Here is a 17727-nt window from a genome sequence, read left to right as displayed (position 1 = left end):
AAAAGCTGTTAGAAGTAAAAAATACACCATGGGAGCACCCACATTTAAGTTAAGATCCTAAGAGGTTGTTTGTAAAGAATTATGGGTAGTCCTGCATGGGTTTTGGTGAAGATATATATTTTTTAATTTCTCCCATACTCCCCATCCCCCCATCTCCCCATACTCCCCTCCTGGGAGGGGTTAGGGGTGGGTCCCCATCTCCCCACACTCTCTCTACCATTACTATGCACCACCACCGAATTATGAAGTGTTTTTACCCCTGGCAAATTGGGTATTTCAGCCTATAAATCTGGGATAAATAACCAAGTTGTTACAGTTTAAAGGTCAATCATTGTATATTAGACTTGTCGCTTTATAACTTAAAAATCCCCCAAAAACCTTGTTCTGTAAGGATTGTAGCTATTGGAGGGCAAAAATGCTGGGAATTATTGCTCTGTCTAGGTTAGAGTGATTTTTTCCCTTTATTTAGCGACAACTCTATTACAAAACTTTACAAACAGTCTCTAATATTTAAGTTAAGATGTTAATATTATACATATCAGGGTTAAAAACTAAAAAATTTATTCTATTCTTACAGTATTTGGGACTACTCATTAAAACTGTGAGTAAAAGTTAACCTCAAAACTACAAAAGATGTAGTTGGCAGAAAGCTTCTAGGCTATGAAAGTCACATTATGGTGCATGGCTGCTCATAAAGTCTAACGAGGTAAGTCAAAATGATTCGCGATCTGAGTCAAGTTTTGAGAAGGATTTTGGAAGATTCGAGACTATCGTCCAGGTTTCCAGAATTGGCGGAAGCCCAAATTTCCTTTGAGCGTCCATCAGAAACTTTTAGTCCTGGGCAAACCACTGTTAATTTATTTCTTTACGACATTCGGGAACACCTGGAACTGCGCAGTAATGAACCGACTATTGAGCGGCGCAATGGACAGGCAATTATTCATAATCCACCAAAGCGCATAGCCTGTTCTTATTTGGTTACAGCTTGGCCAGTTGGTGGGGAAGAATTACCCCTGCAAGAACACCGATTACTTAGCCAAGTACTGCAAGTATTCTCAGGCTATCCAACTATTCCAGAAATACCTTTTTTAGAAAGTACCCGACTGGCAGGGCAAGAACCACCCTTACCATTGGTAACAGCTCAAGTCGATGGAGTGCAAAGTGTGGCTGAACTTTGGACGGCGTTGGGTAATCAATTGCGTCCTTCAATTACAGTTACAGTAACCGTTTCTATGAAGGAACTGTTTGAACCCGAACCAACCCCCATTGTCATTACTCAAGATTTACAATTAGGTCAGAAACTTTCACCATCCTCAGAACAACTTGTGCCAGGCACCGAACAAAGATTTTTCCGCATTGGTGGAGAAGTTACGGATACCGAAAATCAACCTGTGGTAGGTGCAAAAGTTATTTTAGTTGAGCCTAATCTTACTGCAGCCACTGATGGAAATGGACAGTACAGCATAGGGGCAATTCCTGCTGGTGCTTATACCTTGAGGGTGCAGTTGGAAGATTTAGTACAGGAGGTTAATATTACTATTCCAATAGAAAACACAGAAAGTAATTACAACGTGGAGTTACCACAATAATTTTCTTAATCATCAAGGAGAAAATAATATGCCACAGTATCTTTCCCCCGGAGTCTATGTTGAAGAAGTTCCTCCCTCATCTCGACCTATTGCCGGAGTCGCTACCAGTATAGCTGGATTTATCGGGATTGTACCCCAAAGTATCCAACTTCCTGCCGAGCGTGTTGAAACTACTACAAATGGTACTACCACTGTCACCCTCAAAGTGGAAGAAAAGACTCTTCCCGATGCCGGAATAGCAAAGTTGGTGACTAATTGGAGTCAGTTTGTTAGCACATTTGCTGACTTAGCTGGGGATAAGACTCTTGACAATCTCACAGATGTAGAAGAATCTAGTTTTGATACTGCTTCACTTAATAGCTGGAGTCGTTTTGCCCAAGCAGTTTACGGTTTCTTCAATAATGGTGGAACTAGGTGCTATGTCATCCGTATTAATGGTAATACAGAGTTAGCTGCTGCCCTCAATACTTTTGCCGCCATTGACGAAATTACCATGGTGGCTATTCCTGGCATCATTAGCCAAGCAGAACAAGAAGCTGTCATAGGACACTGTGAAAACCTCAAAGACCGATTTGCTATTCTTGATGGCCAACAAAATCCTGACCCTATTGACCGAGACAGCATTAAAGGTAATACCAGAGATAGTAACTATGCTGCTCTTTACTTCCCCTGGATCAAGGTTTTTGACCCTGCCAAACAAATTTTAGATCCATCAAGTAATGGCAGTATAATTCTGCCTCCTAGTGGACACTTGGCTGGGGTTTACTCACGAGTAGATGGAGAAAGGGGTGTCTTTAAAGCACCAGCTAATGAAGTAATTCGAGGTGCTTTAGATTTAGAATACAACCTCACGAAAGCAGACCAAGACGGTTTAAATCCTCTGGGAATTAATATCATTCGCTCTTTTAAAGGCAATATCAAAGTCTGGGGAGCCCGCACCCTAGGAGGCGAAGACAACGGAGAAAATAAGTACATTAGCACCCGCCGCTATTTGAACTACTTACGGGAGTCTATTGATGAGGGAACCCAGTTTGCTGTCTTTGAACCCAATAATTTAGGACTATGGCAACGAATTAAACGAACAGTAGGGGACTTCCTATTAAATGAATGGCGCAGTGGAGCCTTGTTTGGAGAAACACCCGATAAAGCTTTCTTCGTTAAATGTGACGCAGAAACTAATCCCAAAGAAGTCAGGGAGTTAGGACAAGTAGTCACCCTGATTGGGGTAGCAATTGTCAAGCCAGCGGAATTTGTCATCTTCCGCATCCAGCAAACGGCTGGCGAGTAGTCATCTGTTGAACCAACTAAAAAGGAGATTTAGTCATGCCAAGAGTTGATCCGTATAAAAACTATCGTTTCCTAGTGGAGATTGATGGCATTGTTCAGGCAGGATTTTCTGAGTGTAGTGGTTTTGGTTCTGAGGTAGAAGTCGTTGAATATCGTGAAGGTGGAGACGACGCTACAGTGCGTAAGCTGCGAGGGAAAGCGAGTTACCCTGACATTTCCCTCAAATGGGGACTAACTGATTCCCGTGAACTCTATGATTGGCACTTAGCTGCAGTCAATGGACAAATTGAACGTAAAAATGGTTCTATCATTGTGCTTGATGATACAGGACAGGAGAAAGTGCGCTGGAACTTTTTCCAGGCTTGGGCTAGTAAGTATGAAGCACCTGGTTTGGATGCGAAGGGAAGTGAATTTGCCGTTGTGACCCTAACTATGGTTTGTGAACTTCTGGTGCGAGCATAAGGTGATGGGAAAACAAAATTTTTGATGAAAAACGGATTTGAAATGACTAATCTGAGTATTCCTGAGCAAACAGCTATGCTGCAAACTGAGTATGAATTTACATTACCAGCAGGTTATGTGGACAAAGAAGGCACTTTACATCGGGAAGGGATAATGCGATTGGCAACTGCTGCCGATGAAATTATACCCCTGAAAGACCCTCGCGTACAATCTAACCCAGCCTACTTAATTGTCATTCTGCTATCTCGAGTTATAACTAGACTAGGTTCTGTAGAAGCGATTAATCCTAAAGTGATTGAAGGGTTATTCGCTTCTGACTTATCCTATCTACAGGATTTGTACAATCGCATTAATGGCAATGGAACGCGATCAATCCAAATTATCTGTCCTCACTGTGAAAAGGATTTTGCTGTGGAGTTGGATCTATCGGGGGAATTTTAGGCTACCCCCTAGACCAACTCCATCAGGAGGTAGCCTATCTGGCATATCACTTCCATTGGCACTATGAATCAATCATGGTAATGGAACACAGGGAAAGGAGACGGTGGGTTGAGGAAGTTGCCCAGATTAATAGGCGTTTGAATGCCCACTTGAGCCAGGGGCTGGGGGAGTAGTGCATTAGGCGTAGGTTGGGTTGAGGGACGAAACCCAACATTGGCAAGGTTTTGTTGGGTTTCCCTCCGGGAAGCTCCGCTAACACTATCGTTCAACCCAACCTACATTTTTAGGTGTGCCAGTCCAGTAGGGCGTGTTAGACGGCCAAAATTTAGACTGTGAAAGGCATTTAACAATCCATCGTAACGCACCATTTTAGCTTGATCAGGAGCTGGGCAGATAGATTTTACCTAAAGGCTAAGGCGTAGGTTGGGTTGAGGGACGAAACCCAACATTGGCAAGGTTTTGTTGGGTTTCCCTCCGGGAAGCTCCGCTAACACTATCGTTCAACCCAACCTACATTTTTAGGTGTGCCAGTCCAGTAGGGCGTGTTAGTGCTAGCGTAACTAAGCAATACTCTATATATATTGCCTTTGCGTAAGTTTTGATAATATTACTATTGGTACTTTAAGATAGATGGAAGATTATCCTTTACACCCTTCTAATAATTCAAGCAGTCTAACCTTGGGCAAACGTATACAGCGACGAGTGGTTGAACCTGCTGGGGTAATTAATACCCAGCAGCTACATTGCCATTACCAAGCTACTCAAGGAATAGCTGGACGACTTGTACAAAGGTTAGGGTTACCGGAACAGGTAAAATTCCGCTATGGCTCTGGAGTTTTGCAACCTACATCAATAATTCAACGTCTGCAGCGACAGCGCACGGAATCAGCGGAGGTTCTTAATGAGCAATTTCCAGCAACTCCTGACGCTCACTCAGCAATGGGAGAAATGGTTCAACGTTCTATACCGCCTCAATCAAGGCAGTTTCAGAATAGTAGGGAGATTCAAGGGAGAAGCACTAATAAATTAGGCAGATATCACACAAATCCCCTGCAGCCATCTATAACCCAGAAAGCAACGGTAATGACAAAGCCAGTGGAAAAAAAACCACAATCTGACACTTCTGTTGTGAAGACAAGTAGGGGAGAAACAAACCGACCATTTCGGATTAGTCGCAAAGCAACTGTTTCAGAAGTTAATGTCAGCAATCTAGGAGCTAAGGTTGAAGCTGAACCTAACTTTAAACAGAATCAGGATTTGCCTCTTAACCAAGCTACTAACCAATTATCGACAAGTACGGTTCAAACAAAAGCAGATACTTCTGTTAATCCCAATAGTTTAGTAACTGCAACCCAGCCAAAAACTAATCTACCTCTGGTTAAAGGGATTATTCAAACTAAAGCAGAAGATTTTAACCTAACTTCAATCGTACCAAAGACTGATTCTGGAAAACGGCAAGTAGATACTCATTCAAATTCTCATCCTACAGTAACTGAAACTCAACTTCAAACCAGTAGAGCTTCCCTACCTGCTTCCCCTGAGACATCTGGTAATTTTCGGATTAGTCGCAAAGCAACTGTTTCAGAAGTTAATGCCAGTAATCTAGGAGCGAGGGTTGAAGCTGAACCTAACTTTAAACAGGAGCTGGATTTGCCTCTTCCCAAAGCTACTAACCAATTATCGGCAAGTACGGTTCAAAGGAAAGCAGATACTTCTGTTAATCCCAACAGTTTAGTAACTGCAACCCAGCCAAAAACTAATCTACCTCTGGTTAAAGGGATTATTCAAACTAAAGCAAATGAGGAGCTATCCACTGATAATTTTCGGATTAGTCGCAAAGCAACTGTTTCAGAAGTTAATGCCAGCAATCTAGGAGCTAGGGTTGAAGTTGAACCTAACTTTAAACAGAATCAGGATTTGCCTCTTACCCGAGCTACTAAATTATCGACAAGTACGGTTCAAAGGAAAGCGGATACTTCTGTTAATCCCAATAGTTTAGTAACTGGGACCCAGCCAAAAACTAATCTACCTCTAGTTAAAGGGATTATTCAAACTAAACCAGAAGATTTTAACCTAACTTCAATCGTACCAAAGACTGACCTTTCTCAATCTCGGCCTTTATCCTTACAGGGACAAAAATCAAACTTACCTTTACAACGATCGCCAGAACCATCGATCGCCAGTAACCCTAGTTCTGAGTTAAACATGGTTTGGCTCAAAAGCACCGATGCTTTACAAGCTAATGAGGGATTATCCACCAAAAATCCTTATAGTGAGAAAATTGCTCTACCTCTAGCAATAACTCCCATAAATACTCATGGTGTCCTCGCTCGTCAAACAACTAATACAGTAGATAATTCTACAGTTCAGTTGGCAATGGACGGAAATTCTACAACGCCAATGTCTGCTCCAGAAACAGCATCAGGGGCATCGGTAGATGTCGCCAAAGTTGCTGAACAAGTAAGTAGGATTCTGGGTCGTCAACTTGCAGTAGAAAGGGAACGTCGGGGGATTGGGAAATGGTAATAGGACAACAAAAATTAGCAAAATTGACAATTACTCCTTTAGAAAAGCAGGGGGAACAGTACAACAGGTTGCTGAAAAAGGCAATTTCAGTGCAATTTAATCCAGAAGCTTATTCTATCACTAAATCCGTCAACTGGGGACCACCGGAAAATTCCAGTGGACAAGGAACAAACACTCAAAGACAAGTTAATGCGCCCACTGTGGAATTTAAAGGCGGTGGCAGTCGTCAGCTCACTTTGGAATTATTTTTCGACGTGACTGAAGCAGTTAATGGGGAGGATGTGCGACAAGAAACTAATAAAATTGTAGCTCTAACTCGGATTGAGCGAGACGAAGCTCATCCGCGAGTTTGCGAAGTGGCCTGGGGTGAGGCTCCTGTAGGTTCTGATTTCCCCTTTATTGGCGTAATTACCAGTTTGACGCAAAATTTTACGCTTTTTAAAGGCAATGGAAAACCCCTGAGAGCAAATTTGAGCGTTAGTTTCTTAGAATTTCTAGCTCCGTTAGTAGACAAACGGCACACCGATCCTGAACTGACCACCCGTATTATCAAGCGTGGTGATACTTTAAGTAGTATAGCAGCCCAAGTTTACAGAAATCCTAAACTATGGCGGATTATTGCTGAAGCCAATCAGCTTGACGATCCACGCAATCTAGAAATGCAGATTGGTCGCACCTTAACTATTCCAAAACTGGGTTGATATCAAATCCGGTTGAATACTTGTTATATAGTTGGGATGGGGGGATAGGAAGATAGGGAGATAGGGAGATGGAAATATCTTTTATTTATCAATCTCCGGACTTCCCCTCCCAGGAGGGGTTAGCGGTGGGTTGATTCCTAACCAAGAAATAAGGTCTCAAGCCTCCCCTTGGCTGCGCCACGAGCTGTCGCTCTACAAGGGGATGAAAAAAAGTTGATTCAGTATTTCAAGCCTCGTACTTTAGTAGGAGGTACTGATAACTGATAACTGAAATGACTCCTTTGCGAAAAAAAACCGTACCGCATGCAAAGATATCAAATGGCTTCTATATAACCGGATTCTATATGAAGGAAATAATCTATGCCAGTTGCTAATCGCGAAAGCCCTCTTGTTCCTAATTTTGAGATTATTATCAACAGCTCACCTTTGCCTGTTGAAGCAAAATTGCACGTCCAACGCCTTACCGTTGACCATGATGTTAACTTACCTGGAATGTTTACACTGGAACTTACAGGTTCAGATAGCCAGGAAGAAGAAACTATCTGGATTGATGACGAAGAACTTTTTGCCATTGGCAATGTCGTTGAAGTTAAACTTGGCTATGCTAATGATTTAGAGACCCTGATTATTGGTGAAATTACGGGTATAGAACCAGAATTCGCCTTCGATCGCCTACCTAGTTTAACTGTGCGTGGCTATGATCGTCGCCATCGTCTCCAGCGAGGTCGCAAGACCAAAACTTTTGTCCAGCAAAAAGATAGTGATATTGCTACCCAAATTGCCCAGGATGCAGGACTCACTGCTCAAGTTGAAGATAGCCAAGTGGTGCATGATTATATTTTACAAGGGTCCCAAACGGACATTGAGTTTTTGCAAGAGAGGGCAAAGCGGATTAACTATGAGGTAGTCGTTGAAGATAAAACTCTATTTTTCCGACCTGTAGGCAATGCAGAAAGTGAAATTTTAACACTTAGCTTTGATGATGACTTGATGGAATTTTATCCCCGTCTGTCTTCTATGGGTCAAGTTAGTGAGTTAACAGTGCGAGGCTGGAATCCTAAAGAAAAGCAAGAAATTGTCGGACAGGCAAGAGTAGGGGATGAGGTTTCAACTATGGGGGGACAAAATAGCGGTGCTGCAATTGTTGAAGATGCTTTCGGTACAGCAGTTGCTAGAATCAGCGATCGCCCAGTTTTAACTCAAGCAGAAGCAGATCAATTTGCCAAAGCTCGTTTCAATAATCTCGCACTGACATTAATTACTGGTGAAGGAGTTTGTTGGGGACGTACAGATTTACGGCCAGGCAAGACGATCAAAATTGATGGGATAGGGAGACGCTTTAGCGGTCAGTATTATGTTACTGCTACTGTGAATCGTTATCAAGCACAATCTGGATATCGCACTCATTTTACAGTTCGGAGGAACTCAGTATGAGGTTATTTGACCTATTGACGGATAATGAACAAAGAGAAGCGATCGCCTCTCGTATTTATGGTGTTGTGGTTGGTGTAGTTACCAATAATGAAGACCCAGAAGGACTAGGGAGAGTCAAAGTGAAATTTCCCTGGTTGAGTGATGAAGATGAAAGTGACTGGGCGCGAATAGCTGCACCAATGGCAGGAAATGAAAGAGGTATTTATTTTTTGCCAGAAGTAGATGAGGAAGTTTTAGTAGTTTTTGAACATGGGGATGTGCGTTTTCCTTATATTATCGGGTTTTTATGGAATGGTCAGGATAAACCTCCCGCCAGTAATGAAGATGGCAACAATAATATCCGAGTCATCAAATCTCGTAGCGGTCATGTAATCCGTCTCAATGATAAAGAGGGTAAAGAAACTATTGAAATTGTTGATAAAACAGAAAAAAACAGCATTGTTTTTGATACTGCTACTAACACGATTGCTATTACCTCCGATGGAGACATAACTTTATCAGCAGCACAAGGCAATATTAAGCTAGAAGCACAGAATATTGAAATCAAATCTGCAGCAGAGACAAAAATTAAAGCTGACGCAGGAGTGGATATTCAAGCTAGCAGCACCATGAATCTTAAAGGTCAAACTATTAATCTCAATTAGTAAAGAGGGAGTAGAGTAGGGACCCCCCCTCCCAGGATGAAAAGAATTGAGAATTTATGTAGGATAATTGATTTTATTTTTTATTATTGGAGATGTCTATGGGACAACCAGCAGCAAAACAAGGCGACCAAATTATTGCAGTTGATACTCACATTGTCATAACACCGTCAGGAACACCGACTCCCTTACCTCATCCTTTTTCTGGTATTATCAACGGCAACCTCAGCAGTGATATCAATATTATGGGAATGCCAGCAGCAACTGTAGATAGCACTGCTGACAATACTCCACCTCATATTCCGACACCTCCAGGGACTGGCTTTCAAAATCCCCCGGCTAATAAAGGCACGGTCAAAATTGGTAGCCCAACGGTGAATATCAACGGTAAATCAGCAGCCAGGAATGGAGATACTGCTGAAACTTGTAACGATCCTGTAGATACACCAGTGGGTCAAGTAGTGGCAGTCAGTACAGTTTTTATTGGATGAAACGGAGGGCATGATGTCTAAACCATTTTTAGGTGTAGGTGTGGGATTTCCAGTCAGTTTAGATGCGGAGGGAGATTTCCAACTTGCTGAATATGAGGAGAGTGTACGCCAGTCAATCTTAATTATCCTTGGTACTGCCAAAGGTGAGCGAGTTATGCGCCCTGACTTTGGTTGTAGCATTTACGACTTAGTTTTTGAGCCTAACTCACCGTCCACTGCTGGCAAAGTATCCCAAGCTGTTCAGGAAGCGTTGCTGTTATTTGAACCTCGTATTGATGTCTTAGATGTGCGAGTCCAATCTCCATCAAATCAAGAGAGGGAGAAGATGCTGGTTACTATAGATTATCAAGTACGGGCAACTAATAACGTTTTTAACTTAGTTTATCCGTTTTATCTAGAAGGAGGTGGAAGTTAATGGGGAAACTAGCGCCCAAAATAGATGGACGCACCGCAGAGGATATTGCTGCTCAGGTGCAGGAACTTCTGGAACAATATACAGGAGAAAATAAACCAATTCAAGGAACTAGGGCAGCATTAGTTAATATATTTGCTCGTTTTTCCGAGATTATTATTGAAAGGCTAAATCAAGTTCCAGATAAAAATTTCTTAGCATTTTTGGATTTATTAGGAGCTTCTCGCTTACCACCCCAACCAGCACGAGTACCTCTGACATTTTTATTAGCTGCTGGAACGACGGTTGATGCAGTAGTACCAAAAAGGACGCAAGTTGCTGCACCCCCAGCAGAAGGCGAAAAAGACCCCGTAATTTTTGAAACGGAACGGGAATTAGTGGTAAGTGCAGCAAAATTAGAGTCTATTTTTGTGCGCGATCCACAACAAGACCTGTATACTGAGTCCAGTTCAATTCTTACTACTCCTGAATTACTGGGCGTTCCTATTTTTCGGGGAAATCAAGCTATTGAACACATTTTATATATTGGACATAGCAAACTTTTGGGATTTCCTAAAATTGAAAGTCTCAAGTTCAAGATTAATTTATCAAAAGCTCTTGGTGAAGGAGGGGAGATAAAATGGCAAATTTTGCAGGAAACTGAAGATGAAGCTAATTGGGAGGAAATTACACCGAGGAATGATGGGACTCAAGGTTTCACTCAAAGTGGAGAAAATCGCGAAATTGAATTTACCAATATTAATGCTGTTCCCTTAACTACAGTTAATTCAGTTACTAATCGTTGGCTACGTTGCCGTTTATTAACTCCTATTAGTCTTGCCGATGAATCTGCAACTGATATGGTATCTGCTAGTGAACTGCCAGAAATTGAGGATATTAAACTTGAGGCCAGAATTAGTTCTATTGACTTATTAATTGAAACTGCATTTGCCAATCAATTACCAGTAGATGTAACTAAAGATTTCTTTCCTTTTGGTGAAAAACCAAAGTTTGGAGATACCTTTTATTTAGCAAATAATCAAGCTTTTTCTCAACAAAATGCTGACATTACTATTCAGATAAATTTAACTAATCCAGCATCAGAAGATAATGAAGAAGAATTTGTTAAACCCACAAAAGCCTCTAAAAATCTCAAACTAAAATGGGAATTTTGGAATGGTAAACAGTGGAAAGAATTAACAACTGCTGAAGAAGAAGCTGGATTTGAAGATACCACCCGGGCTTTTACTCAAAAAGGTCATGTAAAGTTTAACTTATTTGAAAAACCTTATCCAACAACTGTTAACGGAATCAAAGATTTTTGGATTCGTGTGAGAATTATTTCTGGTAACTATGGTAGAGAAGTTCGCTACCAGAACATTGCCACATCTGCGACAGAGCCATCACTAGCACGAGAATCTATTCGAGAGTCATCACTAGCACGAGAATCACAAGGATATCGATTTATTGAGGCAACTTTTGCTCCACCTTTGATTGACTCAATTACGGTTAACTATACATTAACAAAACAAGAAAAACCAGAAATTATTTTGACCTATAATGACACAGTTTATTCAGATAACCTAATTCAACGTATTGATAACCAGAATCAAGTTTTTCCCAAACCTTTAATTCCTTTTCAGAAAACAGAAACTGATAAACCAGCTTGCTATTTTGGCTTTACTTTACCCCCTGGCCGAACAGATTTTCCCAATCGTACTATTAGCTTATTTAACAGTATGGCTGATGTGAAATATGGAGAAAAATTAGTGCCACTTTCCCCTACTAAAAGTCGAATAATTGGAGCAGCTAATTCAACAGTTACTCATAAGTTTTGGCTAACTAATAATACCTCTGAATCAGTGCAATTTGAATTGACTATTTTGGGAATGAATTGGGATACTAATGTGCAGGATTCATTAGAAGTAGAAGCTGATTCGGTACAGGAGGTAGAAGTAAGCGTAGAAATTCCAGATGAAGCTGAATTAGATAGTAGCGATCGCTGCTTTTTACAACTTAGGCAAGTTAATAATTCATCAATTATTTATAATGCAACAATTGAGACTTTTGTAGGTCAAGAATTGCCGAAGAATGAGCAAATAAAACTATCTTGGCAATACTGGAATGGCAAAAAATGGGGAAACCTGACAGTAAGAGATGAAACAGAAAACTTTACCCGTCCGGGTTTAATTGAATTTCTCCCACCATCAGATTTTGCATTAAGAAAAGACTTTAATTTATCTCCCCGTTATTGGCTGAGAGTTCAATGGTTAAGTGGTGAATACGAAGTTGAACCTAGACTAAAACGAGTCTTACTTAACACCACAATGGCAGTCCAAACATTGACTATTCAAAAAGAAATTCTTGGCTCTAGTGATGGGAATGAAAATCAAAAGTTTCAAACAACTAAGCAACCAATTTTAGCAGGTCAACAACTCGAAGTTCGGGAACGAGAAATACCTTCTATTCAAGAACAGCAAAAAATTGTTTTTGAAGAAGGAGAAGATGCTATTACTTCTATCACTGACGCAACCGGAAGACCTAAAGAAATCTGGGTACGTTGGCACCAAGTCAAAGATTTTTATCAGTCAGGAACCCGCGATCGCCATTATGTACTTGACAACCTTACCGGAAAAATTACTTTCGGCGATGGGCGTAATGGATTAATTCCTCCCCCTGGTAGAGGCAATATCCGTATGAATCGCTATCAAACAGGCGGTGGAAAAGCCGGAAACAAAGCCGTTGGGTCGATTGTCCAACTCAAAACCACAGTCCCCTATGTGGACAAAGTAATTAACCATCAAGCAGCAGCAGGAGGTGCAGAGGCAGAAACCCTCAACTCCCTCATCGAACGCGCACCGAGGGAAATTCGTCATCGTCAGCGTGCTGTCACCCTAGAAGATTACGAAGACTTGGCCAAACTGGCTTCACCAGAAGTTATTAGAGCCAAGTGCATACCACTTACAAATTTAAAAGTCAACCCCCTAGATACCGGAGAATTATTGGGAGCAGTCAGCGTGATTATTGTACCCCGCTCAACTGAAGCTAAACCCTTGCCCAGTTTAGAGTTAATTAACCGTGTCCAAGACTACCTGGAAACTCATGCTTCACCAACAGTTAATATCTCGGTAGTAGGTCCTCTCTATGTCCGTGTCAGTATTACTGTAGAAGTTGCTTTAATCTCCCTAGAAGGAGGCAGTCAGGTATCACAAGCAGTGGAACAAAAATTAGCTAGTTTTCTGCATCCTCTAACTGGTGGTTTTGAGGGGATGGGTTGGGATTTTGGTCGCGAACCCTACAAATCTGATTTTTACCGACTTCTGGAGGGGATAGCTGGAGTCGATCATATTCGTAATTTGGAGGTGGATGAAATGGAAGAACTAACAGGTGCTAAACAGACAGGTCGCTTTTTAGTGTATTCCGGCAACCATGAGATTAGTTTAACATTTGTTGAATCTTGAGGAGGAATTAATTGTTATGCCAATAGAATTATCTAATCTTGATGACCGGACTTATGATGATTTAGTGCAAGAAGCGCTGAGTATGATTCCCACCTATGCACCAGAATGGACTAATCATAATCCTTCCGATCCAGGGATTACTCTAATTGAGCTGTTTGCCTATTTAACAGAAATGCTGCTTTATCGGCAAAATCGAGTTACAGATGATAATATGCGGATGTTTTTGAAATTGCTCAACGGACCTAGTTGGGAGCAGACTAGAGATTTACAAGAAGAAGTAGGATTGGCAGTTTTAGGAGTACGCCAGCGGTATCGTGCCGTCACCTGCCAGGATTTTGAAGAATTAGCAAAAGAAGCAGATTCTAGAATAGCTCGAACTCATTGCGTACCAAAGCGCAATTTGGAATTAGACCCCCTGAATCAGTATGGAGAAAGTCCCGGACATATTAGCATGATTATTGTTCCTGGTATAGCGATCGCTCCTCAGATTTTCTTCTTTGATGGAACTTATACAGACTACACCCAGACAACACAAGTAAACAATGAAACACCCTTAGAACTCAATAGCGCTCCCGAGCATTTTCTCTATTTGGGATTAACAACAACATTTCGCTCTGTTGAGTTCCGGTTTGGAACACCAGGCACAAATTACCAACTCAAAATTGAGTATTTTAATGGCTCGGAATGGGTAGAGATGACCTTTGAACTTCACTCTCTAACAGACCAAACATCCAATTGGAATGAAAATGGTTTAATTCAGTTTAATGTTCCTGATAACTGGGAACAAATTGATATAAATGGTACAACACGATATTGGTTAAGAGTTTCAACTGAGACCAACCCTAGTCAAGTTGCACAAGTATTACGAATTCAGATTCAACATAACTTGAAACAGGTTGTCAAAGACTATCTTGAACCCAGGCGTTTATTGACTACTGCTGTTCATGTTGTTGAAGCACGCTATGTCAAAATTCGCGTTCAGTTAACTGTGTTTCTGAACCAGGATGTAGCAGAAGCAGAGGTTCAATCAAAAGCCTTCAAAACTCTAGAAGATTTTTTCGATCCGTTAAGAGGAGGAACCGAAGGAAAAGGATGGCCTTTTGGTCGTAATGTTTATATCTCAGAAATTTATGAACTACTTGATGGCGTATCTGGAGTCGATTATGTCAAAAAAACTCAGGAGGTAGAAACACAACAGGAACTTGATGAAGTTCAGTTAATTGATGAATTGGTAAGTGGTGAACCTGAACGTCTCATCCGCAATGTTAACGAAGAACTCATTGGGATACAAATTAAGTCCCATGAACTGGTTGAAGCAGAGATTGATTTAATCACAGAATCACCGATAAAATCAGAGTAATACCAATTTCATAAAATATTGCTACAGTCATGGCACAGGGAATAGGGAATAGGGAATAGGGAATAGGGAAAGAAAAACAGAATAAAAAAAGAGAAAAAAAGGTTAAATTGTTAGAATTTATGGAATTTATATTTTTTTCTTGTAGGAAGAAATCATCAACTAAGATGTAACTACCTTTTTTGAATTTGGTATAAAATTCATTCCCATCTTGAAAAATAAGGAGACAGCTAATGTCATCTAAAGCCAGGCGATCGCCAAGTAAACTTCTAGATTATCTGCCCCTCATCCATCACACCGAGCCTTTTCTCGGTCAATTCTTGCTAGCATTTGAAAAGGTATTATTGGGTATTAAGGATGATATTAAATTTCCGCCTCTGAGCCAAGATATCAAGTTTCAACCTCAAGGTTTAGAAACAACTATTGCGGATATTGCCACACTTTTCGATCCCCAAGAGACACCCAAAGAGTTTTTGTCGTGGCTAGCTAGTTGGACAGCTTTAAGCCTACGGGCAGATCTAGCACCAGGGGTACAGCGTGACTTTGTAGCCAGCATCGTGCAACGCTATCGCTTTCGAGGAACTAAAGAAAACCTGATACAACTGCTGAAAATTTTTACTAAAGGCGAACCCATTATTAAAGAACCTGTTGTTTCAGCATTTCAGGTAGGCGTATCTTCAACTGTTGGTCAAAATACCTACGTTGGTGGTGGCCCAGCTCACTTCTTCGAGATTACCATAGCTCTACCACGAGCTTCTCCCAAAGAACAAGCAAGACAAGAGGCAATAGCTCGTGCCATTATTGAATTAGAAAAGCCTGCTCATACCTATTACAAACTTAATATTGAGTTTCCCAGTATGCGAATTGGTAAATATTCAACCGTAGGGATTAATACACTACTGGGAATTGTTTCTGAGACCTAGTGCAAAAAGGCAGAAGGCAGGATAGCTTTAGTTATCTAGGATAGCTTTAGTTATCTAGGATAGCAGAAGGCAGAAGGGAAGAAAGGTTATTGTACAAGCTTTTGAACCTTTTTTAACTGGTTAGTTATTTCCGCCATCCTGCACTAGCAACTGATTTTTTATTGGAGATAAAAATTATGACTGAAATTAAACGTTTGAACTATTTTACATCCCAATTTTTAGTAGAAAACGATTTTCGGGACGAACAAGCTTACCATCGCCGAATGCGCCATCTGCATAATCGCTCCCTGCATACTTGGGGTGTGGTAACAGGACTAGAAATTAATAAATCTGGAGATAAACAAGTCTCAGTTAATAATGGGATGGCTATTGATAGCGAAGGTAAGGAAATTGTTGTTCTAGAAGAGCAACCTGCTGATATAAAAACGGTAAGCTTATCTGAATTTGCAGCAGGAAGTACAGTTTATATTACACTTGCTGTTCAAGACTTCGAGGATGAGGCAGACAGCTACACATTGGGGAGTGAAATCAAATATACTCGTACTACTGAGCGTCCTCAACTTGAAACAAGCAGTACACAGCCTGCTGATGATGGTGCAGTGGTTCTCCTAGCTGAGGTTCAATTGGATGATAGTGGTAATGTTGATGTTGATACTATTGATAATTCCGTCCGCAGGTTAGCTAGTGTTCATATTCCACCGGGAGCAGAATTCTCAGGACCTTTGAATATTCAAGATGCTTTGAGTGTTGGTGGTAATGTTGACATTGGTGGCAACCTGACAGTTTCTGGAGATTTTGCAGTAACTGGAAATGTGAATACTCCCCTGAATGTTACTAACAATGTTAGCATTGGTGGAAACTTAACTGTTTCGGGCAATCTTGAAATAACTGGAGATGTGATTGCTCGTGATACAGAACATATTGAAGGTAATGTTTCCTTGGGTAATGATGATAACGATGAAGTTAGCATTAATGGGGTGTTGCGTTCCACCCACTCCTCTGGAATATTACAAATAGATGATGCTTTAAACGTTACAGGTCCGCTGACTGTAAGTGGAGGAAATTGGAATTTAACAACTACAGAAGGCGACTTGAAAATTGGCAACAATACCCATCGCTTAAAGATTGGAGTTGCTACAAGTGGAAATGGTGCTGGCGATGTTCGTATTTGTGCTCAAGGCGGAACCCACCGACTAATGCTTGGTAGCAATACGGCTGACGTGCTAACTGTTCAGAATGGCAATGTTGGTATCGGTACATTAAATCCTAGCGCCATATTAGAGGTGGCAGGTGCTTTAAAATTAGCAAAGACTGGAACTTTGCTCTTCCATAGTACCAATGAATCTGGTCCGCCTACAGGTGATGGTTTCCGACTCAGGTACGATGCCGATTTCTTTGAAAGTCCTCTAGATGCTTTAGTGATCGAAAAAACTGATGGTAATGGCCGTAACCCTGATGGAGGTATTGCTTTTGTTAATACAGGTAACGATGGAATTGAAGAAACTGCACTTGTTATTAGAGGATCTGGCAATGTTGGTATCGGTACAAAGAACCCAAGTGCTAAATTAGTTGTTACCGGAGGTGAAACTACTTTACAGCAAGAAAGCTGGCAAACTCCAACACTCCAAAATGGCTGGGTTAATTACGGTAGTGGTTACAACAGTGCTGGCTACTTTAAAGATAGCCTAGGTATAGTTCACCTTAAAGGTCTAGTCAGAAATGGCACAGCCAACACAATTTTTACATTGCCAGTAGGATATAGACCTGCTGCTCGAGAACTTCATAGTGTTGCAACTTATAATAATACTATTGGTAGGGTTGATATTTTTTCTAATGGAAGAGTACAAAGAATTAGTGGAAGTAGCGCTTGGGTTTCTTTAGATGGAATTACTTTTAGAGCAGGTTCATCGACTCGTGGCGATGGTATTATCAGAGATGTCATAGTTGGCGATACTATAAGAGATGTCATAGTTGGCGATACTATAAGAGATGTCATACAGTAGCTTAATATCATGTCCGGTTG

General features: G+C 41.0%; 16 protein-coding genes. 15 read left to right on the top strand and 1 reads right to left on the bottom strand.

Going from position 1 to position 17727, the window contains the following annotated elements; translation table 11 throughout:
• Positions 1–79 precede the first annotated feature (79 nt).
• Positions 80–220, bottom strand: a complete 141-nt coding sequence (locus F6K06_RS17650) for a hypothetical protein (protein WP_161564557.1) — start codon at positions 218–220, stop codon at positions 80–82.
• Between the two features lie 496 nt (positions 221–716).
• Between F6K06_RS17650 and F6K06_RS17645 the strand changes: the two genes are divergently transcribed.
• From F6K06_RS17645 to F6K06_RS17580, 15 genes are all read left to right on the top strand, one after another.
• Positions 717–1589, top strand: coding sequence for a Pvc16 family protein (locus tag F6K06_RS17645; protein ID WP_287243885.1), 873 nt, complete (start codon positions 717–719; stop codon positions 1587–1589).
• A 28-nt stretch (positions 1590–1617) separates the two neighbouring features.
• Positions 1618–2877: a phage tail sheath subtilisin-like domain-containing protein gene (locus tag F6K06_RS17640; protein WP_287243886.1), complete on the top strand. Its 1260-nt coding sequence runs from the start codon at positions 1618–1620 to the stop codon at positions 2875–2877.
• 35 nt (positions 2878–2912) lie between these two features.
• Complete coding sequence (locus tag F6K06_RS17635) at positions 2913–3338, top strand: phage tail protein (protein ID WP_287243887.1); 426 nt, start codon at positions 2913–2915, stop codon at positions 3336–3338.
• A 42-nt stretch (positions 3339–3380) separates the two neighbouring features.
• Positions 3381–3779 (top strand): phage tail assembly protein, encoded by a 399-nt coding sequence (locus F6K06_RS17630; RefSeq protein WP_353734891.1) that lies wholly within the window; start codon positions 3381–3383, stop codon positions 3777–3779.
• Positions 3764–3952, top strand: a complete 189-nt coding sequence (locus tag F6K06_RS34055; protein WP_353734946.1) for a DUF6760 family protein — start codon at positions 3764–3766, stop codon at positions 3950–3952. Before F6K06_RS17630 ends, F6K06_RS34055 begins: the two co-directional genes overlap by 16 nt.
• 457 nt (positions 3953–4409) lie before the next feature.
• Positions 4410–6305, top strand: coding sequence for a hypothetical protein (locus tag F6K06_RS17625; RefSeq protein ID WP_287243888.1), 1896 nt, complete (start codon positions 4410–4412; stop codon positions 6303–6305).
• On the top strand, positions 6299–7006 hold the full coding sequence (locus F6K06_RS17620; RefSeq protein WP_124154262.1) for a LysM peptidoglycan-binding domain-containing protein: 708 nt from the start codon (positions 6299–6301) through the stop codon (positions 7004–7006). Before F6K06_RS17625 ends, F6K06_RS17620 begins: the two co-directional genes overlap by 7 nt.
• Positions 7007–7366: 360 nt before the next feature.
• Complete coding sequence (locus F6K06_RS17615; RefSeq protein WP_287243889.1) at positions 7367–8440, top strand: phage late control D family protein; 1074 nt, start codon at positions 7367–7369, stop codon at positions 8438–8440.
• Complete coding sequence (locus F6K06_RS17610; protein WP_287243890.1) at positions 8437–9084, top strand: phage baseplate assembly protein V; 648 nt, start codon at positions 8437–8439, stop codon at positions 9082–9084. The genes F6K06_RS17615 and F6K06_RS17610 overlap by 4 nt, the downstream gene beginning before the upstream one ends.
• A gap of 98 nt (positions 9085–9182) precedes the next feature.
• Entirely contained in the window at positions 9183–9572 is a 390-nt protein-coding gene (locus F6K06_RS17605) for a PAAR domain-containing protein (protein WP_287243891.1), read from the top strand.
• 10 nt (positions 9573–9582) lie between these two features.
• On the top strand, positions 9583–9987 hold the full coding sequence (locus F6K06_RS17600) for a GPW/gp25 family protein (RefSeq protein WP_287243893.1): 405 nt from the start codon (positions 9583–9585) through the stop codon (positions 9985–9987).
• Positions 9987–13424 (top strand): putative baseplate assembly protein, encoded by a 3438-nt coding sequence (locus F6K06_RS17595; protein ID WP_287243894.1) that lies wholly within the window; start codon positions 9987–9989, stop codon positions 13422–13424. The genes F6K06_RS17600 and F6K06_RS17595 overlap by 1 nt, the downstream gene beginning before the upstream one ends.
• A gap of 16 nt (positions 13425–13440) precedes the next feature.
• Entirely contained in the window at positions 13441–14784 is a 1344-nt protein-coding gene (locus F6K06_RS17590) for a hypothetical protein (protein WP_287243895.1), read from the top strand.
• Between the two features lie 230 nt (positions 14785–15014).
• Positions 15015–15704 (top strand): phage tail protein, encoded by a 690-nt coding sequence (locus tag F6K06_RS17585; RefSeq protein ID WP_124145272.1) that lies wholly within the window; start codon positions 15015–15017, stop codon positions 15702–15704.
• A 176-nt stretch (positions 15705–15880) separates the two neighbouring features.
• The gene (locus tag F6K06_RS17580; RefSeq protein WP_124145271.1) at positions 15881–17707 is read left to right on the top strand and encodes a hypothetical protein; all 1827 of its coding nucleotides are present in this window, start codon (positions 15881–15883) and stop codon (positions 17705–17707) included.
• Positions 17708–17727 lie beyond the last annotated feature (20 nt).

This window comes from Okeania sp. SIO1H4 (assembly GCF_010672695.1).
Lineage (GTDB): Bacteria > Cyanobacteriota > Cyanobacteriia > Cyanobacteriales > Microcoleaceae > Okeania > Okeania hirsuta.
The sequence above is the reverse complement of the archived record's forward strand: the minus strand, read 5'-3'. Positions and strand labels throughout refer to the sequence as shown.

Bases quoted from the DNA above. Each gene is read 5' to 3' on its own strand.
- F6K06_RS17585 (WP_124145272.1), top strand. From the start codon at position 15,015: ATGTCATCTAAAGCCAGGCGATCGCCAAGTAAACTTCTAGATTATCTG.
- F6K06_RS17645 (WP_287243885.1), top strand. From the start codon at position 717: ATGATTCGCGATCTGAGTCAAGTTTTGAGAAGGATTTTGGAAGATTCG.
- F6K06_RS17650 (WP_161564557.1), bottom strand. From the start codon at position 220: ATGGTAGAGAGAGTGTGGGGAGATGGGGACCCACCCCTAACCCCTCCC.
- F6K06_RS17630 (WP_353734891.1), top strand. From the start codon at position 3,381: ATGACTAATCTGAGTATTCCTGAGCAAACAGCTATGCTGCAAACTGAG.
- F6K06_RS17640 (WP_287243886.1), top strand. From the start codon at position 1,618: ATGCCACAGTATCTTTCCCCCGGAGTCTATGTTGAAGAAGTTCCTCCC.
- F6K06_RS17580 (WP_124145271.1), top strand. From the start codon at position 15,881: ATGACTGAAATTAAACGTTTGAACTATTTTACATCCCAATTTTTAGTA.
- F6K06_RS17615 (WP_287243889.1), top strand. From the start codon at position 7,367: ATGCCAGTTGCTAATCGCGAAAGCCCTCTTGTTCCTAATTTTGAGATT.
- F6K06_RS17595 (WP_287243894.1), top strand. From the start codon at position 9,987: ATGGGGAAACTAGCGCCCAAAATAGATGGACGCACCGCAGAGGATATT.
- F6K06_RS17600 (WP_287243893.1), top strand. From the start codon at position 9,583: ATGATGTCTAAACCATTTTTAGGTGTAGGTGTGGGATTTCCAGTCAGT.
- F6K06_RS17605 (WP_287243891.1), top strand. From the start codon at position 9,183: ATGGGACAACCAGCAGCAAAACAAGGCGACCAAATTATTGCAGTTGAT.
- F6K06_RS17590 (WP_287243895.1), top strand. From the start codon at position 13,441: ATGCCAATAGAATTATCTAATCTTGATGACCGGACTTATGATGATTTA.
- F6K06_RS17620 (WP_124154262.1), top strand. From the start codon at position 6,299: ATGGTAATAGGACAACAAAAATTAGCAAAATTGACAATTACTCCTTTA.
- F6K06_RS17610 (WP_287243890.1), top strand. From the start codon at position 8,437: ATGAGGTTATTTGACCTATTGACGGATAATGAACAAAGAGAAGCGATC.
- F6K06_RS17625 (WP_287243888.1), top strand. From the start codon at position 4,410: ATGGAAGATTATCCTTTACACCCTTCTAATAATTCAAGCAGTCTAACC.
- F6K06_RS17635 (WP_287243887.1), top strand. From the start codon at position 2,913: ATGCCAAGAGTTGATCCGTATAAAAACTATCGTTTCCTAGTGGAGATT.